The organism is Tsukamurella pulmonis (genome assembly GCF_900103175.1).
GTDB classification, from domain to species: Bacteria; Actinomycetota; Actinomycetes; order Mycobacteriales; family Mycobacteriaceae; genus Tsukamurella; species Tsukamurella pulmonis.
Genome location: NZ_FNLF01000002.1, coordinates 2,917,899 through 2,933,491, shown reverse-complemented (window position 1 = coordinate 2,933,491; position 15,593 = coordinate 2,917,899). Strand labels below are relative to the sequence as shown.

The following is a 15,593-nucleotide window of genomic DNA, read 5'->3' as shown; positions in this document are numbered from 1 at the left end:
TGGCCGATGAAGCGAATTCATGAACTTTGTGACGTAGGAGACGCGTGAGCACCACCACTGAGACCGTGTACGACCAGCCGCTCGGCATCACCAACCCGCCGATCGACGAGCTGCTCGAGCGCACCTCCTCGAAGTACGCCCTGGTGATCTACGCGGCCAAGCGTGCGCGCCAGATCAACGACTACTACAACAGCCTCTCCGACGGCATCCTCGAGTACGTCGGCCCCCTCGTCGAGCCGGGCCTGCACGAGAAGCCGCTGTCGGTCGCGATGCGTGAGATCCACGAGGATCTCCTGGAGCACACCGAGGGCGAGTGAGCTGACGGCCACATGATCATCGTCGGTGTCGGTGGCGGCATCGCCGCCTACAAGGCGTGCGCTCTGGTCCGGCACTTCACTGAGCGCGGGCACGACGTGCGGGTCATCCCCACCGAGTCCGCGCTCAAGTTCGTCGGCGCGGCGACCTTCGAGGCGCTGTCGGGCAACCCCGTGCAGACGGGGGTCTTCGAGTCCGTCCCCGAGGTCCCGCACGTGCGGCTCGGACAGAACGCCGACCTCGTCGTGATCGCCCCCACCACCGCGGACCTGATGGCGCGCGCCGCCCAGGGGCGCGCCGACGACCTGCTCACGGGCACCCTGCTCACCGCGCGCTGCCCGGTCGTCTTCGCCCCGGCGATGCACACCGAGATGTGGGAGCACCCCGCCACCCGCGCCAACGTCGCCACCCTGCGCGAGCGCGGCGCCGTCGTGATCGAGCCCGCCTCGGGCCGCCTCACCGGTGCGGACACCGGCGCGGGCCGGTTGCCCGAACCCGACGAGATCGGCGCGCTGGCCGACGTACTGCTCGAGCACCCCGGCGCCCTGCGGCGCGACCTCGAGGGGCGGAAGGTCGTCGTCTCGGCGGGTGGCACCAAGGAGGCGCTCGACCCCGTCCGCTACCTGACCAATCGCAGTTCCGGCAAGCAGGGCTACGCGCTGGCCCGGCTCGCCGCGCAACGCGGCGCCCGCGTCACGCTGGTCGCCGGCAACACCGTCGGCCTCGCGGACCCGTCCGCGGTCGAGGTGGTGCGCATCGCCTCCGCACTCGATCTGCAGGCCGCCATGGCCGAGCACGCCGCCGACGCGGATCTGGTGATCATGGCCGCGGCCGTCGCCGACTACCGGCCCGCCGACGTCGCCACCACCAAGCTCAAGAAGGGCGCGGACGGCCGTAGCGAGGCCTTGGAATCGATCACCATGATCGAAAACCCCGACGTTCTGGCCGGCCTGGTCGCCGCCCGCCGGGAGGGCGCCCTGCGCTCCGAGTCGGTCATCGTCGGCTTCGCGGCCGAGACCGGCGACGAGGGTGGCACGGTCCTCGACTACGGCCGGGCCAAGTTGCGGCGCAAGGGCTGTGATCTGTTGGTCCTCAACGCCGTCGGCGACGGCCGGGCCTTCGAGGTCGACGAGAACTCCGGGTGGCTGCTCGGGGCGGACGGCGGCGAGAGCGCCCTGCCCCTCGGCTCCAAGACCGCGATGGCCGCGCGCATACTGGATGCCGCCGCCGCGCGGGTGCACGCCACCCGCTAGATTTTTCCCCATCGCAAAAGTGATCGAGAGGACGTCCGAAGTGGTTTCCGGTTCCGCCAGCTCCGCCCATCGCCTGTTCACCAGTGAGTCGGTCACCGAAGGCCATCCGGACAAGATCTGTGACGCGATCTCCGATTCGATCCTGGACGCGTTGCTGGCGGAGGACCCCTCCTCGCGCGTCGCCGTGGAGACCCTGGTCACCACCGGACAGGTGCACGTCGCGGGTGAGGTGACCACCTCCGCCTACGCCGACATCCCGCACATCGTGCGCGACAAGGTGCTCGAGATCGGCTACGACAGCTCGGCCAAGGGCTTCGACGGCAACTCGTGCGGCGTGAACATCGCCATCGGCGCGCAGAGCCCCGAGATCGCCCAGGGCGTGGACCGCGCCTACGAGCACCGCGTCGACGGCGGCGAGGACGAGATCGACGCGCAGGGCGCGGGCGATCAGGGCCTGATGTTCGGCTACGCCTGCTCGGACACCCCGGAGCTGATGCCGCTGCCGATCTCGCTGGCCCACCGCCTTTCGCGCCGGCTCACCGAGGTCCGCAAGAACGGCACGCTGCCGTACCTGCGTCCGGACGGCAAGACCCAGGTGACCATCGAGTACGCGGGCGAGCAGCCCGTGCGCCTGGACACCGTGGTCATCTCGAGCCAGCACGCGGCCGACATCGACATCGACGGCATGCTCGCGCCCGACCTGCGCTCGCACGTGCTCGACACGGTCATCGCCGACCTGAACCTGCCCAGCCTCGACACTTCCGAGGTGCGGCTGCTGGTGAACCCCACCGGGAAGTTCGTGCTCGGCGGCCCGATGGGCGACGCGGGCCTCACGGGCCGCAAGATCATCGTCGACACCTACGGCGGCATGGCCCGCCACGGCGGCGGCGCCTTCTCCGGCAAGGATCCGTCGAAGGTGGACCGCTCGGCCGCGTACGCGATGCGGTGGGTGGCCAAGAACGCGGTCGCCGCGGGCCTGGCCGAGCGCATCGAGGTCCAGGTCGCCTACGCGATCGGCAAGGCCGCACCGGTGGGGCTGTTCGTCGAGACCTTCGGCACCGAGCAGCTCGACCCGATCAAGATCCAGCAGGCCATCGCCCAGGTCTTCGACCTGCGCCCGCGCGCCATCATCAACGAGCTGGACCTGTTGCGCCCGATCTACGCGCCCACTGCGGCGTACGGGCACTTCGGCCGCACCGACATCGACCTGCCGTGGGAGCGCACCGATCGCGTCGACGCCCTGCGCGCCGCGGCCGGCCTCTGACACCCGCCTCCACCGGTGTGACCGCACCCGGCCCCGCCGAGGCCGCACAAGCGGCCGTCGAACTCCCGATCGCCCGGATCCTGCCCCTGCTGCAGGTCAGCCACCTCGATCGGGAGTTCGACTATCTCGTGCCGCCCGATCTCGACGCCCAGGCGCAGCCCGGCGTCCGCGTCCGCGTGCGGTTCTCGGGCCGGCTGGTGGACGGCTACCTGCTCGAGCGGCTCCCGCGCACCGAACACGAGGGCAGGCTCGCGTCCCTGCACCGCGTGGTCTCGCCGCTCCCCGTGCTCACCGAGCCGGTGCTGCGCCTGATCACCGAGGTCGGCGTCCGGTACGCGGGGACACGCGCCGACGTGCTGCGGCTGGCGATCCCGCCGCGGCACGCCCGGGTCGAGAAGACCCTCCTCGAGCAGGAGCCCGTCGCGCCCACGCCGCCGGACGTCCCCGAGGCGGTTCTCGGCGAGTACACCCACGGCGGGCAGTTCGCGGCGGCCGCGGTCGCGGGCCGGGCCCCGCGGGCGGTCTGGCAGGCCCTTCCCGGCGAGGACTGGGCGGCCCGCCTCGCCGAGCTCGCCGCCACCGTCGTCGCCTCCGGTCGTACGGCGCTGCTGATCGTCCCGGACCAGACGGACCTCGATCGGCTCGCGGCCGCGTGCGCGCACCTGGACCCCGCGGTCCTCGCCGCGGGCCTGGGGCCCTCCGCGCGGTACCGGCGCTGGCTGCTCGCCCTGCTCGGCCGCGCCCGGCTCGTCATCGGTACCCGCAGCGCGGCGTTCGCGCCGCTGCCCGATCTCGGCCTCATCGTCCTGTGGGACGACGGCGACGAGTCGCTCGTCGAGCCCCGCGCCCCCTACCCGCACACGCGCGAGGTGCTGGCGCTGCGCGCGCACCAGGAGGGCGCAGCCCTGGTGATCGGCGGCTTCGCCCGCACCCCCGAATCGCAGGCTCTCGTCGAGGCGGGCTGGGCCGCGGAGATCACGGCGCCGCGCGAGCTGGTGCGCAGTCGCTCGCCCCGGATCGCGGGGACCGCGGACTCGGACGTGGCGCTCGCGCGCGATCCGCTGGCCCGGTCGGCGCGCCTGCCCGCGGCCGCCTTCGCCGCCGCGCGCGAGGCCCTCGACGCCGAGCGACCCGTCCTGGTGCAGGTGCCGCGCCGCGGCTACGCGCCGGCGCTCTCGTGCGAACGGTGCCGGACGCCCGCGCGCTGCCGGCGGTGCCACGGGCCCCTGGAGCAGGCGGACGGGGGAGTGCTGCGCTGCCGCTGGTGCGCGCAGGCCGATCCGGGATACCGGTGTCCGGCGTGCGGCGGGACGACGGTGCGGGCGGTCATCATCGGGGCCATGCGCACCGCCGAGGAGCTCGGGCGCGCCTTCCCCGGGGCGGCCGTGACGGTCTCCGGCGGCGCGACGGTGCTCGCCGAGGCGCCCGGCGGTCGCCGCATCGTGGTCGCCACGCCCGGCGCCGAGCCCGTCGTCGAGGGCGGCTACGGCGCGGCGCTGCTGCTCGACGGCTGGCTGCTGCTCGGACGGGCCGACCTGCGCGCGGCCGAGGAGACGCTGCGCCGCTGGATGAACGCCACCGCGCTCGTGGCCGCCGACGGGGCGGTGGTGTGCGGCGCGGACGCCGGGATCCGCGCGGTGCAGGCGCTGATCCGCTGGGACGCGGCCGGTTTCGCCGCCGCGGAGCTCGCCGAACGCGCCGAGGTCGGCTTCCCTCCGGCGACCCACCTCGCGGCGCTCGACGGTGCCGAGGGCGACATCCGGGCTGTCGTGGACGCCGCCGCGCTGCCCGACGGTGCCGAGGTGCTCGGCCCCGTCGACCTGCCGCCCGGGGTGCGGATCCCGGGCGCGAGCGATACGGGCCCGCCGCCGCAGCGGTTGCTGGTGCGGGTGGCACGGCGCGACGGCCGCGCCCTCGCGCACGCGTTGTTCCAGGCGCAGGTCGGGCGGAGCCTGCGGCGGGAGGGCGATCCCGTGCGGATCCAGATCGACCCGCTGCGGATCGGCTGATCAGCGACGGGGGAGCCGGGCCTCGACCGCGCTGATCGAGAGCCCGATCATGTACTCGAACTCGGCGTCCGCGTCGAACCGGGCGAGTTCCGGGGCGACGGCCTGGACCGCCGGCAGTCCGCAGGCCGCGAGGCTCGCCTCCCGGCGCGCGATCGCCTCCGCGTCGGTCATCCCGAACGTGGGGGCCGCCTCGAACTCACGCAGCAGTGCGCCGATCAGCGCGGCGAGCTGCGAACGCAGGAGGTGCACGGCCTCGGCGGGCGCGAAGCCGGCCGCGAGCAGCACGTCGAGGATCGATTGCGTCGGCGCCAGGGCGGCGACGGACTGCACCTGCCGGGTCAGCACCAGCGTCGCGGCCCGGGGATGGGCCTGGGCGGCGGCGCGGAAGGCGTGCGCGATCCCCGCCAGATCGGTGCGCAGGTCGCCGGTGGGCACGTGCACCACGATCGACCGGAGCAGGTGCTCGGTGACGGCGTCGAGGAGGTCGTCCTTGTCCCGGACGTGGTTGTAGAGGCTCTTCGCATCGACGGACAGATGTCGCGCGATGGAGCGCATGCCGACCTCGGCGACACCGTCGCGGTCGATCAGGGCGAGTGCGGCGTCCACGACCGCGGCGCGGCTCAGCTTCGGCGCACCCAGGGCGGGGCGGCCGCGGCGGGGGCGCTCAGTGGTCATGAACCCCATCATTCCCTACCTTCGGCACTCCACATTATCCACGGTGTGGGTAATATCCTCGCATGATCGCCCACAGCTCCCGCTTCGTGATGCCGCCCGAGTCCGTGCTCCGCGCCCGCGAGCGACTCGTGCTCGACCACTTCCGGGACGAGGTGCGCCAGGACTGGGACGCCACACTCGCGACCTTCCCGCACCCGCATTACGAGCTCATCGCCCCGATGGCGGTCCACGACGGCGACGACGCGGTGCGCGGCTACTACGCGCAGACCCGCACGGCGTTCCCCGATCAGGACCACGAACTGATCGCCCTGCGGCACAGCGTGGACGCGGTCATCGTCGAGTTCTGGCTACTGGGGACCCAGCGCGGCCGGCTCGGCGCGATCCCGCCCACGGGTGGGCGGCACCGCACCAGGATGACGGCCTACTTCGTCTTCGACGAGCAGGAGAGGCTGGTCGCGGAGCGGATCTACTTCGACCAGTTGACCGTACTGCGCCAGCTGATCTCGGGCCTGAACCCGCGCAGCCCGAAGGGGCTGCTCACGCTCGCGCGGGTGGTCGTCGGGGCGCTGCGCACCGCGGGCGGCGCACCGGACGCGCGGCTCACGGACACCGTGCCGCCGCGGCTGGACGACTGAGTCCCGCGCCGGCTCACTCCTCGGAGCCGACCGGGCCCACGACGAGGATCTCGTCCGAGGGCGAGTACTCGGGGTCGGACCGCGGGTCGGAGGCCCCCTCTGCGGTCGCGCCGACCTCGCGCGGGGAGTCCGCGGATTCGCTCGTCGCGGTCGGCGCGTCGGGCTCGTCCGCGGCGAGGGCGAGACCGGAACCGGCGAAGGAGATGGCGGCGGTGGCCACGATGGTTGCGAGAGTGCGCATGTCGAAGTCCTGAGCTCGGCGGCGTTCGGAGGGCGACCGTTCCTTCATCGCGGGGCCGACCCTACGCCGGTCGACGCCGGAGCGCAGCCCGGGTTCTACCCTCGTACCGGTGAGTGAGACGACGATGCGGACGGGCTGGGCGAAAGCGGACATCACGGGCGAGCCGTGGGGCGTCGGCCTGATGGGGTACGGCATGCCGGGCCAGCGGGGCCGCGGGCTGCTGAGCCGGCAGTGGGCGCGCGCGGTCGTCGTCGCCGCCGGTGAGCAGCGCGTCGCCGTCGTGGTCGCCGACATCGGCATGTTCTTCCAGGCCGCCGTCGACGAGATCACCGACCGGCTCGCCGCCGTCACCGGCGGGCGGCTCTCCGCCGCGAACGTCGTGCTCACGGCGACCCACACGCACTGCGGTCCGGGCGGCCACGGCCGGCACGCGCTCTACAACATCACCACCCTCGGCCGGCACCGGCGCACCTTCCACCGGCTCGTCGACGGGGTGGTGCGCGCCGTCCTCGACGCCGAAGCCGCCCTGGCGCCCGCGCGGCTCTCGCTCGCGCGCGGCGAGCTGCACGACGCCTCCGTCAACCGCAGCGCGAGCTCGTTCGACCGCAACCCGGACCGCGACCGCCTCCCGGGCCGGATCGACCCCGCCGTGACCCTGCTGCGCATCGAGCGCGACGGCGAGCTGCGCGCCGCGATCGAGTGGTTCGCCGTGCACTGCACGTCGATGGGCAACGGGAACCGCCTCATCAGCTCCGACAACAAGGGCTGGGCGGCCGCGGCGTGGGAGGCCGCGCAGCGCACGCGGCATCCGGACTTCGTGGCGGCCTTCGCACAGACCAACTCCGGCGACATGTCACCGAACCTCGGTGGCGCGGCGGGGCACGGTCCCACCGACGACGAGCGCGAGAACACCGCCGAGATCGGCCGTCGCCAGCTCGCGGCGGCGCGACGGCTCGCCGCCGGCCCGGGCCGGGACCTCGCCCCGGTGGTCGATCACCGACTGACCCACGTCGACTTCGGCGCGGCGCACACGGCCGCCGGCCCCACCGGCCGCGCCGTGCTCGGCGCGGCCTTCGCCGCCGGCACCTCCGACGGTCTGGGCTCCCCGGCGTTCCATCAGGGACCGGGCAACCGCATCGGCGCGATCAGTCGCGCGCTCTACCGCCGCCGCCCGGAGCTGGCCGCCCGGCAGGCGCCGAAGGAGATGTTCCTCCCGGTCGGCGCGCTGGGATGGGTCCAGGAACGGTTGCCGGTGCAACTGGTCCGGCTGGGGGAGCTGCACCTGCTCTGCGTGCCCGTCGAGGTCACCGTGACGGCCGGCGCCCGGCTGCGGGACGCCGTCGCGGCGGCGGCCGGGATCGACGCCGGCGACGTGCTCGTGCAGGGCTACGCCAACGGCTACGCGCACTACCTCACCACCCCGGAGGAGTACGACGCGCAGCGCTACGAGGCGGGCAGCACCGTGTTCGGGCGCAACGAGCTCGCGGCCTTCGTCGAGGCGGCGCAGCGCCTGGCCGCCGACATGGCCGTCCCCCGCCCGAGCGAGCGGGGGACGCCCCCGCCCCGGCAGCGTCCCGGGAGGCTCGGGTCACCGTCGGGCTCGACGGTGCTCAGCCGTCCCCGCCCGGTCCGGGTGACGGCCGTGCACACGCCCGGCCCGGACGGACGGCTCACCGTCGAATTCGCGTGCCCGCACCCGAACCGGGTGATCCCGGAGAGCTACCTGCGGGTCGAGCGGCGCGACGGCGACGCCTGGACGCTCGTCGCCGACGACGACGCCCCGTCGACCGAGCTGTCGTGGACCCGACGCGCCGGCGCCTTCACGGCCGCGGTGACGGTACGGGAGCTGCCGACCGGCGTGTACCGGGTGGGCTACGCACAGGAGCGGCCCGGCCACTACGTGTGGACCGGGCCGCTCCGGGTGCGGTGACGGGCGACTAGACGACGCCCAGCGCGAGCATCGCGTTGGCGACGCGGATGAAGCCCGCGATGTTGGCGCCGGTGACGTAGTCGCCCGGGCTGCCGTACTCGTCGGCGGTCTCCAGGCAGCGGTCGTGGATGCCGCGCATGATGTCGGCGAGGCGGTCCTCGGTGTAGTCGAAGGACCAGGAATCGCGCGAGGCGTTCTGCTGCATCTCCAGCGCGCTGGTCGCGACGCCGCCGGCGTTGGCCGCCTTGCCGGGGGCGAACGCGACCTTGGCCTCGGAGAAGAGCTTCACGGCGTCCGGGGTGCACGGCATGTTGGCACCTTCGGCGACGTAGGACGTGCCGTTCTTGATCAGCCGGTCGGCGGCGTCGCCGTCGAGCTCGTTCTGGGTGGCGCAGGGCAGCGCGATGTCGCACGGCACGTCCCAGACGGACCCGCCCGGCACGAAGATCGCACCGCGCTCGGCCGCGTAGACGTCGATGCGGGCGCGACGGCGCTCCTTGACGTCCTTGAGCAGCTCGAGGTCGATGCCCTTCTCGTCCACCACGTAGCCCGACGAGTCGGAGCAGGCGATGACGGTGCCGCCCAGCTGCTCGACCTTCTCGGTGGCGTAGACCGCCACGTTGCCGGAGCCGGAGACGACGACGCGCTTGCCGTCGAACGACTGGCCCTGGGTCTTGAGCATCTCGCTCAGGAAGAAGACCGCGCCGTACCCGGTGGCCTCGGTGCGCACCTGCGAGCCGCCCCAGGTCAGGCCCTTGCCGGTGAGGACGCCCGACTCGTAGCGGTTGGTGATGCGCTTGTACTGGCCGAACAGGTAGCCGATCTCGCGGCCGCCCACGCCGATGTCGCCCGCGGGGACGTCGGTGTACTCGCCGATGTGGCGGTAGAGCTCGGTCATGAAGGACTGGCAGAAGCGCATGATCTCGCCGTCGCTGCGACCCTTGGGGTCGAAGTCCGAGCCGCCCTTGCCTCCGCCGATGGACAGGCCGGTGAGCGAGTTCTTGAAGATCTGCTCGAAGCCGAGGAACTTGACGATGCCGAGGTAGACCGACGGGTGGAAGCGCAGGCCGCCCTTGAACGGGCCGAGGGCCGAGTTGAACTCGACGCGGAAGCCGCGGTTGAGCTGGACGTTGCCCTGGTCGTCCTGCCACGGCACACGGAAGATGATCTGGCGCTCCGGCTCGCAGAGGCGGCGGATGACGGCCGCGTCGACGTACTCGGGGTGCTTGGTCACCACCGGGGCGAGGCTCTCGAGAACTTCCTTCGCCGCCTGGTGGAACTCGGTCTCACCCGGATTCCGGTGCAGCACTTCACTGTACAGCCCGTCCAAGGTGGTTTCTGCGTGCGCCATCACACGTTCCCTTCTCTCCAGCCGTTCGATCCGCCTCGTCGTCGAGGAACGGATCACCGCCCCCCGCGCGGCCGGAACTCGTCGATGTAACCCAGGATCGCCTTCTGGACCACGGGCCAGTAGCGGTTCTGGGACTGCGAGGGGAGGTAGATGTTGTGGCCCGCGCCGGGCAGCAGCACGGTCTCGCCACGGCCGCCCTTGGCACGCAGAGCGGTGATGAAGGCTTCACATCCGGCGGGCCGGACGATGCGGTCGGCGGTGCCGTTGAAGCACGTCACCGGGACCTGGGGGTTGATGTTCTGGATCGGGTCGGCCACCGCGAACTGCTGCGGGAACTCGTCGGGCAGGCCGAGGAACAGGCGGGTGTTGACGTTGCCGTCGGCGACCGCGCGACGCATGTCCAGCACGCCGCCCATGGACACCACGGCGGCCGGGGTGACCGCGGGGACGCTGCCCATCGCGCCCGGCGTCAGCATCGATCGGGCGGAGGCCCAGACGGCGAGCTGGCCGCCCGCCGAGTGCCCGGCGACGACCACGTCGTCGAGGTCGAGGTTCGGTGCGTACTGCGCCTTGACCGTCTGCAGGTAGTCGATCGCCGCGGCGGTGTCGGTGAGCGTGATGGGGTAGCCGCCGCCGGCGCCGATCCGCCGGTACTCGACGTTCCACACCGCCACGCCGTGGCTGACCAGGGAGCGGGCCATCTCCGACATCGACCCCGCGGCCGACGGCGTGCGCCAGCCGCCGCCGTGCAGCAGCACCACGACGGGGATCCGGTCGGGCAACTCGATGGCCGTGCGGGCGCTCAGCGGGCCGCCCGACGGGTTCTGCGCGATCGCCGGGTTGGCAGGCAGGTACAGCTCGCCGTAGTTCTGCTCGGGGTCGGAGACGCCGTCCGGCACGGGGTAGACGATGCGCTGCGGCTGGGTGACGGGGAACTTGCCCACCAGCGTCGCGGGGTTGACCGGCGGGTACGACACGGACGGCGCCGCGGGCGCCGACGACGAGGGTGCACCCGCCCCGTTCTGCACGGTGGGGGTGCACGCCGTGCCGAAGAGCACGGAAAGGCAGACGGCGGCGCCGATCAGCGGCCGCCGGGCGCGCGCGAGCTGCACGTCGACCCTCTCTCGCCCGGCGGGGCGGTTCGTGGCGTTTCCGTCCGGAATCCTAAGGCAACCCTGCGTCGAACTCCTAGTGCGGGCGCGCCGCTGTGATCGGAGCACCTGCCGGGGCGACCGGTCGGGGCTGGATAATGGGGGAATGAGCGTGCTCCCCATTCGGATCTATCCGGACCCCGTGCTGCGGACCCCCGCGGACGAGGTGACCGTCTTCGACGCCGATCTGGCCCGGCTGGTGGCCGACATGATCGACACGATGCACCACCACAACGGCGCCGGCCTGGCCGCGCCCCAGGTGGGCGTGAGCAAGCGGGTCTTCGTCTACGGCTGCGGTGGGCGCGAGGGGCACCTGATCAATCCGGTGTGGCGCGCCGTCGGCGACGAGATGCAGACGGCCGCCGAGGGCTGCCTGTCGATCCCGGAGGTCCGCGGCGACTGCACCCGGCACATGCGCGTCGTGGCCGAGGGCGTCGATCTCACCGGTGCGCCCGTCACCCTCGAGGCGACCGAGGTGCTGGCGCGCTGCATCCAGCACGAGAGCGACCATCTCGACGGTGTGCTCTACCTGAGCCGCCTCGAGCCCGAGGAGCGCAAGGCCGTGATGCGGGTGATCCGCAGCTCGCCCTGGTTCACCGATCCCGCGACCACGCTGAGCGCGGGCGCGAGCGGCGGACGCGGCTGATGCGGCTGCTGTTCGCGGGGACTCCCGAGCCCGCCGTGCCGGCGCTCCGCGCGCTGCTGGCCTCCGAGCACGAGATCGTGGGCGTGCTGACCCGCCCCGACGCGCGGTCCGGTCGCGGCCGGGGCGTGCGTCGCTCGCCCGTCGGGCAGGTCGCCGACGAGGCCGGGATCCCGGTGCTCACCCCGGCGACCCTGCGCGATCGCGAGGCGCGCGCGGCGATCGTGGACCTGGCGCCGGACTGCTGCCCGGTGGTCGCCTACGGTGGGATGATCCCGCCGGACCTGCTGGACGTGCCCGCCCACGGCTGGATCAACCTGCACTTCTCGCTGCTGCCCGCGTGGCGCGGCGCGGCGCCCGTCCAGGCCGCGATCGAGGCCGGCGACGAGGTGACCGGCGCGTCGACCTTCCGGATCGAGGAGGGGCTCGACACCGGCCCCGTGTTCGGCGTGCTCACCGAGCGCATCCGCCCGGACGACACCGCGTCGGTGCTGCTCGACCGCCTCGCCGAGCACGGTGCGGAACTGCTCACGCGGACCGTCGACGGGGTGGAGGCCGGGGCGCTGCAGGCGCAGCCCCAGTCCGCCGACGGGGTCTCGCACGCGCCGAAGGTCACCGTCGACGGCGCGCGGGTCCGGTTCGACCGGCCCGCCGTCGCCGTCGACCGGCACATCCGCGCCATGACCGACGCTCCCGGCGCGTGGGTGCCGCTCGGCGACGCGCGGCTCAAGCTGGGGCCGGTCACCGTCGAGGCCGAGCCCGTGGGTCTGGCGCCGGGCGAGCTGCACGTGACCAAGCGCGCCGTGTTCGTGGGCACCGCCACCGCGGCACTGCGGCTGGGCTCCGTGCAGCCGCCGGGCAAGAAGCCCATGCCCGCCGCCGACTGGGCGCGCGGGGCACGTATCGAGGACGGCACGATCATCGGAGTGGAGCAATGACCGATCCCGCGCGCAGCGCCGCGCTGCAGACCCTCGCCGCCGTCCGTGAGCGGGGCGCGTACGCGAACCTGGTGCTGCCCGGCCTGCTGCGCGACAAGCGTCTCACCGGGCGCGACGCGGCCTTCGCGACCGAGCTGACCTACGGCACCAGCCGCGCGCAGGGCCTGCTCGACGCGGTGATCGAGAACGCCTCGGGCCGTTCCGTCTCCGACATCGACGGGCCGGTGCTCGATGCGCTGCGGCTCGGCGTCTACCAGCTGCTGCGCACCCGCGTCGGCGCGCACGCCGCCGTCTCCGAAACGGTGGACTCGGTGAAGGAGAGCTCGGGCCGCGGCGCGGCGGGCTTCGCCAACGCCGTGCTGCGCAAGGTCTCGCGCGACGACGAGGACACCTGGGTCGGCCGGATCGCGCCGTCGGCCGCCGACGACCTGCTCGGGCACCTGGCGATGCAGTACGCCCATCCGCGCTGGATCGCCGAGGCCTTCTGGGAGTCGTTGCGGGCCAACGGCATCACGTCGATGGGGCAGCTGCAGGCGCTGCTCGCCTCCGACGACGCCCGGCCGCCGGTGCACCTCGTGGCGCGGCCGGGGGAGATCTCGGCCGAGGAGCTGGCGCTGGTGGTCGAGGGGGAGCCCGGCGAGCTCTCGCCCTACGCGGTGCACCTGTCCGGCGGCGATCCCGGCGCGCTCGATCCGGTGCGCGACGGCCTCGCCGGCGTGCAGGACGAGGGCAGTCAGCTGGTGGCCCGCGCCGCGGCGGTCGCGCCGCTGGAGGGCGACGACGCCGGCCGCTGGCTCGACCTGTGCGCCGGTCCCGGCGGCAAGGCCGCGCTGCTCGGCTCGCTGGCGTCCATCGACGGTGCCCGGGTCGATGCCGTCGAGCCCGCCGAGCACCGCGCCGAGCTGGTACGCAAGGCCGTGAAGGGGCTGCCGGTCGACGTGCACGTCGCCGACGGGCGCGACAGCGGCCTCGAGCCGGGCTACGACCGCGTGCTGGTCGACGCGCCCTGCTCGGGAATCGGCGCACTGCGCCGCCGCCCCGAGGCGCGCTGGCGCAAGCAGCCCTCGGACGTCGAGGGCCTGACGGTGCTGCAGCGCGAGCTGCTCGTCGCGGCCGCCGAGCTGACCCGCCCGGGCGGCGTGGTGCTCTACGCGACCTGCTCGCCGCACGTGGCCGAGACGATCGGTGTCGTCGGCGACGACGACCTGCTCGCGTCCGCCGGGCTGGAGCGGATCGATACCCGCCCCCTGATCCCGGAGACGGATCTGCCGCTGGGCGAGGGGCCGCACGTGCAGCTCTGGCCGCATCTGCACGGCACCGACGGGATGTTCTTCCAGGCGCTGCGCAAGCGGTGAGACGACGCGACGGCCCGCCTCCCATCGGTGGAGGCGGGCCGTGGTGCGTCGTGCCGTCGGGCGTCAGGCCTTGAGGACGCCGCCCTTGGTGAACTCCTGGGTGAGGACGCCGCCGGGGCCGGGCTTGGCATCGCCCTTGGGGTAGCCCATGCCGAAGGCGCCGCCGCCCTTGACCCACTGGTCCTTGATCTTGCCGGAGACGACGTGCGCGCCCGCCTCGGGCGACCAGACGATCGAGCCGTGCTCGAAGTCGTTGTAGGCACCGGCGACGGAGCCCGGGGTCGGGCCACCCACGGCGAGCTCGCTCATGAGCGGGAAGCCGAGCTTGCCGGTGGGGCCGCCCTGCTTGAGGTAGAAGTCGCGGATCGCGCCGGTGACGCCGGCCGCCTTGCCACCGTTGACCTTCGGGTTCCAGTAGATGGTGCCCTTGGTGAACTCCTGCGCCTTCGCGCCGCCGGCGATGTCCTTCTCGACACCGAGGGGCTGGCCGTACTTCTTCTGGCCGCCGTCCTTGGTGAAGGTGTCGTTGATGGCCCCGGTGACGGCGAACTTGAGCGGCTCGTCCGGCGTGGTGTCGGCGGCGGGCGCGGTGGCACCTGCCTGCCCGGCGAGGAGCTGGCCGAGCAGCTTCTGCGCGTTCGGATCGCTGCCGAACATCTTGACGAGCGTCGCCACGTCCGTGGTGGGCAGCTGACCGGTGGACAGGATCTGCTGCACGCCGGGGATCTTCGCCAGCTCGGTGAGTGCCGGTTGCGCCGAGGCGGGGACCGCGTTGGCCGTCGAGACCAGCGGGGTGTTCGCCGCGGGAGCCGCTGCGGGGGCCGGTGCGGCAGGGGCCGCAGCAGCGGGAGCCGCGGGCGCCGGTGCAGCGGGAGCGGCAGCCGGGGCCGCGGGGGCGACGGGGACCGCCGGCACGGCCGGGTCGGCCAGGGCGGGGCCCGCGGCGAAGACGGTGGCCGCGGCGAGCGCCACGAGCGTGGTCACGGTGGTGCGTGCGATCCGCATGACGACCTCTCAACAATCGACGGCACGAGAGTTACTCGTGTGACTAATGATGCTGATGTTACTAAAGTGATTAGTCGAATTCAATGCGCTGCCGGTCCGGCGTGGCGAGCGCCGCCGGGCGGGGCGCCGGCGCGACCTACAATGCTGCGCATGTCTTCGCCGATGATCGCGCCGTCCATCCTCTCCGCCGACTTCGCCCGGCTCGGGGCCGAAGTGGATGCCGTGGGCGGGCCGGAGGGGGCCGACTGGGTGCACGTCGACGTCATGGACAACCACTTCGTGCCGAACCTCACGCTGGGACTTCCGGTGGTCCAGAGCCTGCTGAAGGCGACCACGATCCCGCTGGACTGCCACCTGATGATCGACGACCCGGGTCGCTGGGCACCGCCGTACGCCGAGGCGGGCGCGTACAACGTGACCTTCCACGCCGAGGCCACCGACGATCCGGTCGCCGTCGCCAAGGACATCCGCGCCGCCGGCGGCAAGGCGGGCCTCGCGATCAAGCCCGGCACCGCCTTCGAGCCCTACATCGAGATCCTCAAGAGCTTCGACACGCTGCTCGTGATGAGCGTCGAGCCCGGGTTCGGCGGCCAGTCCTTCATCGCCGATGTGCTCGACAAGGCCCGCGCCGCCCGCCGCCTCGTCGACTCCGGCGAGCTGCGCCTGCTCGTCGAGATCGACGGCGGCATCAACGCCGACACCATCGAGCAGGCCGCCGCGGCGGGCGTCGACTGCTTCGTGGCCGGCTCCGCCGTGTACAACGCCGCTGACCCCGCCGAGGCGCTGCGCAAGCTCCGCGCCCAGGCCGCCGCGACGCCGCGCGACTGA

The 15,593-nt window shown here is 73.2% G+C and carries 15 protein-coding genes; 10 read left to right on the top strand and 5 right to left on the bottom strand.

The features are described 5' to 3' along the window. Nucleotides 1–44 precede the first annotated feature (44 nt). The 4 genes from rpoZ to BLQ62_RS14370 are packed head-to-tail and all read left to right on the top strand — an operon-like array spanning nt 45 to nt 4,841. A complete protein-coding gene (rpoZ, locus tag BLQ62_RS14385; protein WP_068534019.1) occupies nt 45–317 on the top strand; it encodes a DNA-directed RNA polymerase subunit omega in 273 nt (90 codons plus the stop codon). Nucleotides 318–329: 12 nt separating this feature from the next. After that, nucleotides 330–1,568 carry a bifunctional phosphopantothenoylcysteine decarboxylase/phosphopantothenate--cysteine ligase CoaBC gene (gene coaBC / locus BLQ62_RS14380; RefSeq protein WP_068568630.1) on the top strand — a complete coding sequence of 413 codons (1,239 nt, stop codon included), beginning with the start codon at nt 330–332 and terminating at the stop codon, nt 1,566–1,568. Between the two features lie 40 nt (nt 1,569–1,608). After that, nucleotides 1,609–2,832, top strand: coding sequence for a methionine adenosyltransferase (metK, locus tag BLQ62_RS14375; protein ID WP_068534014.1), 1,224 nt, complete (start codon nt 1,609–1,611; stop codon nt 2,830–2,832). A gap of 17 nt (nt 2,833–2,849) precedes the next feature. Next, the gene (locus BLQ62_RS14370; protein WP_176582430.1) at nt 2,850–4,841 is read left to right on the top strand and encodes a primosomal protein N'; all 1,992 of its coding nucleotides are present in this window, start codon (nt 2,850–2,852) and stop codon (nt 4,839–4,841) included. Here BLQ62_RS14370 and BLQ62_RS14365 read toward each other — a convergent pair whose 3' ends face one another. After that, nucleotides 4,842–5,516, bottom strand: a complete 675-nt coding sequence (locus BLQ62_RS14365; protein ID WP_068568923.1) for a TetR/AcrR family transcriptional regulator C-terminal domain-containing protein — start codon at nt 5,514–5,516, stop codon at nt 4,842–4,844. A gap of 62 nt (nt 5,517–5,578) precedes the next feature. Here BLQ62_RS14365 and BLQ62_RS14360 point away from each other — a divergent pair, with 62 nt between their 5' ends. Continuing rightward, nucleotides 5,579–6,151 (top strand): ester cyclase, encoded by a 573-nt coding sequence (locus BLQ62_RS14360; RefSeq protein ID WP_068534012.1) that lies wholly within the window; start codon nt 5,579–5,581, stop codon nt 6,149–6,151. Nucleotides 6,152–6,164: 13 nt separating this feature from the next. Here the strand turns inward: BLQ62_RS14360 and BLQ62_RS14355 are convergent, their stop codons facing one another. Then, nucleotides 6,165–6,392 (bottom strand): hypothetical protein, encoded by a 228-nt coding sequence (locus BLQ62_RS14355; protein WP_133298608.1) that lies wholly within the window; start codon nt 6,390–6,392, stop codon nt 6,165–6,167. Nucleotides 6,393–6,501: 109 nt separating this feature from the next. Between BLQ62_RS14355 and BLQ62_RS14350 the strand changes: the two genes are divergently transcribed. Beyond that, on the top strand, nt 6,502–8,322 hold the full coding sequence (locus BLQ62_RS14350) for a neutral/alkaline non-lysosomal ceramidase N-terminal domain-containing protein (RefSeq protein WP_231857743.1): 1,821 nt from the start codon (nt 6,502–6,504) through the stop codon (nt 8,320–8,322). Nucleotides 8,323–8,329: 7 nt separating this feature from the next. Here BLQ62_RS14350 and gdhA read toward each other — a convergent pair whose 3' ends face one another. Together gdhA and BLQ62_RS14340 are read right to left on the bottom strand one after the other, a co-directional pair. Further along, nucleotides 8,330–9,673 carry an NADP-specific glutamate dehydrogenase gene (gene gdhA / locus BLQ62_RS14345; protein ID WP_068568628.1) on the bottom strand — a complete coding sequence of 448 codons (1,344 nt, stop codon included), beginning with the start codon at nt 9,671–9,673 and terminating at the stop codon, nt 8,330–8,332. Between the two features lie 53 nt (nt 9,674–9,726). Next, a complete protein-coding gene (locus tag BLQ62_RS14340; RefSeq protein WP_068534005.1) occupies nt 9,727–10,785 on the bottom strand; it encodes an alpha/beta hydrolase family protein in 1,059 nt (352 codons plus the stop codon). A 145-nt stretch (nt 10,786–10,930) separates the two neighbouring features. Here BLQ62_RS14340 and def point away from each other — a divergent pair, with 145 nt between their 5' ends. Genes def through BLQ62_RS14325 form a run of 3 tightly spaced genes read left to right on the top strand, consistent with a single transcriptional unit; the run spans nt 10,931 to nt 13,760 of the window. After that, on the top strand, nt 10,931–11,470 hold the full coding sequence (gene def / locus BLQ62_RS14335) for a peptide deformylase (protein ID WP_068534003.1): 540 nt from the start codon (nt 10,931–10,933) through the stop codon (nt 11,468–11,470). Continuing rightward, a complete protein-coding gene (locus BLQ62_RS14330) occupies nt 11,470–12,405 on the top strand; it encodes a methionyl-tRNA formyltransferase (RefSeq protein WP_068568626.1) in 936 nt (311 codons plus the stop codon). Before def ends, BLQ62_RS14330 begins: the two co-directional genes overlap by 1 nt. After that, nucleotides 12,402–13,760, top strand: a complete 1,359-nt coding sequence (locus BLQ62_RS14325) for an RsmB/NOP family class I SAM-dependent RNA methyltransferase (RefSeq protein WP_068568624.1) — start codon at nt 12,402–12,404, stop codon at nt 13,758–13,760. The genes BLQ62_RS14330 and BLQ62_RS14325 overlap by 4 nt, the downstream gene beginning before the upstream one ends. A 63-nt stretch (nt 13,761–13,823) precedes the next feature. Here BLQ62_RS14325 and BLQ62_RS14320 read toward each other — a convergent pair whose 3' ends face one another. Continuing rightward, nucleotides 13,824–14,765: an LGFP repeat-containing protein gene (locus tag BLQ62_RS14320; protein WP_068533997.1), complete on the bottom strand. Its 942-nt coding sequence runs from the start codon at nt 14,763–14,765 to the stop codon at nt 13,824–13,826. A gap of 150 nt (nt 14,766–14,915) precedes the next feature. Between BLQ62_RS14320 and rpe the strand changes: the two genes are divergently transcribed. Further along, nucleotides 14,916–15,593 carry a ribulose-phosphate 3-epimerase gene (rpe, locus tag BLQ62_RS14315; RefSeq protein ID WP_068568920.1) on the top strand — a complete coding sequence of 226 codons (678 nt, stop codon included), beginning with the start codon at nt 14,916–14,918 and terminating at the stop codon, nt 15,591–15,593.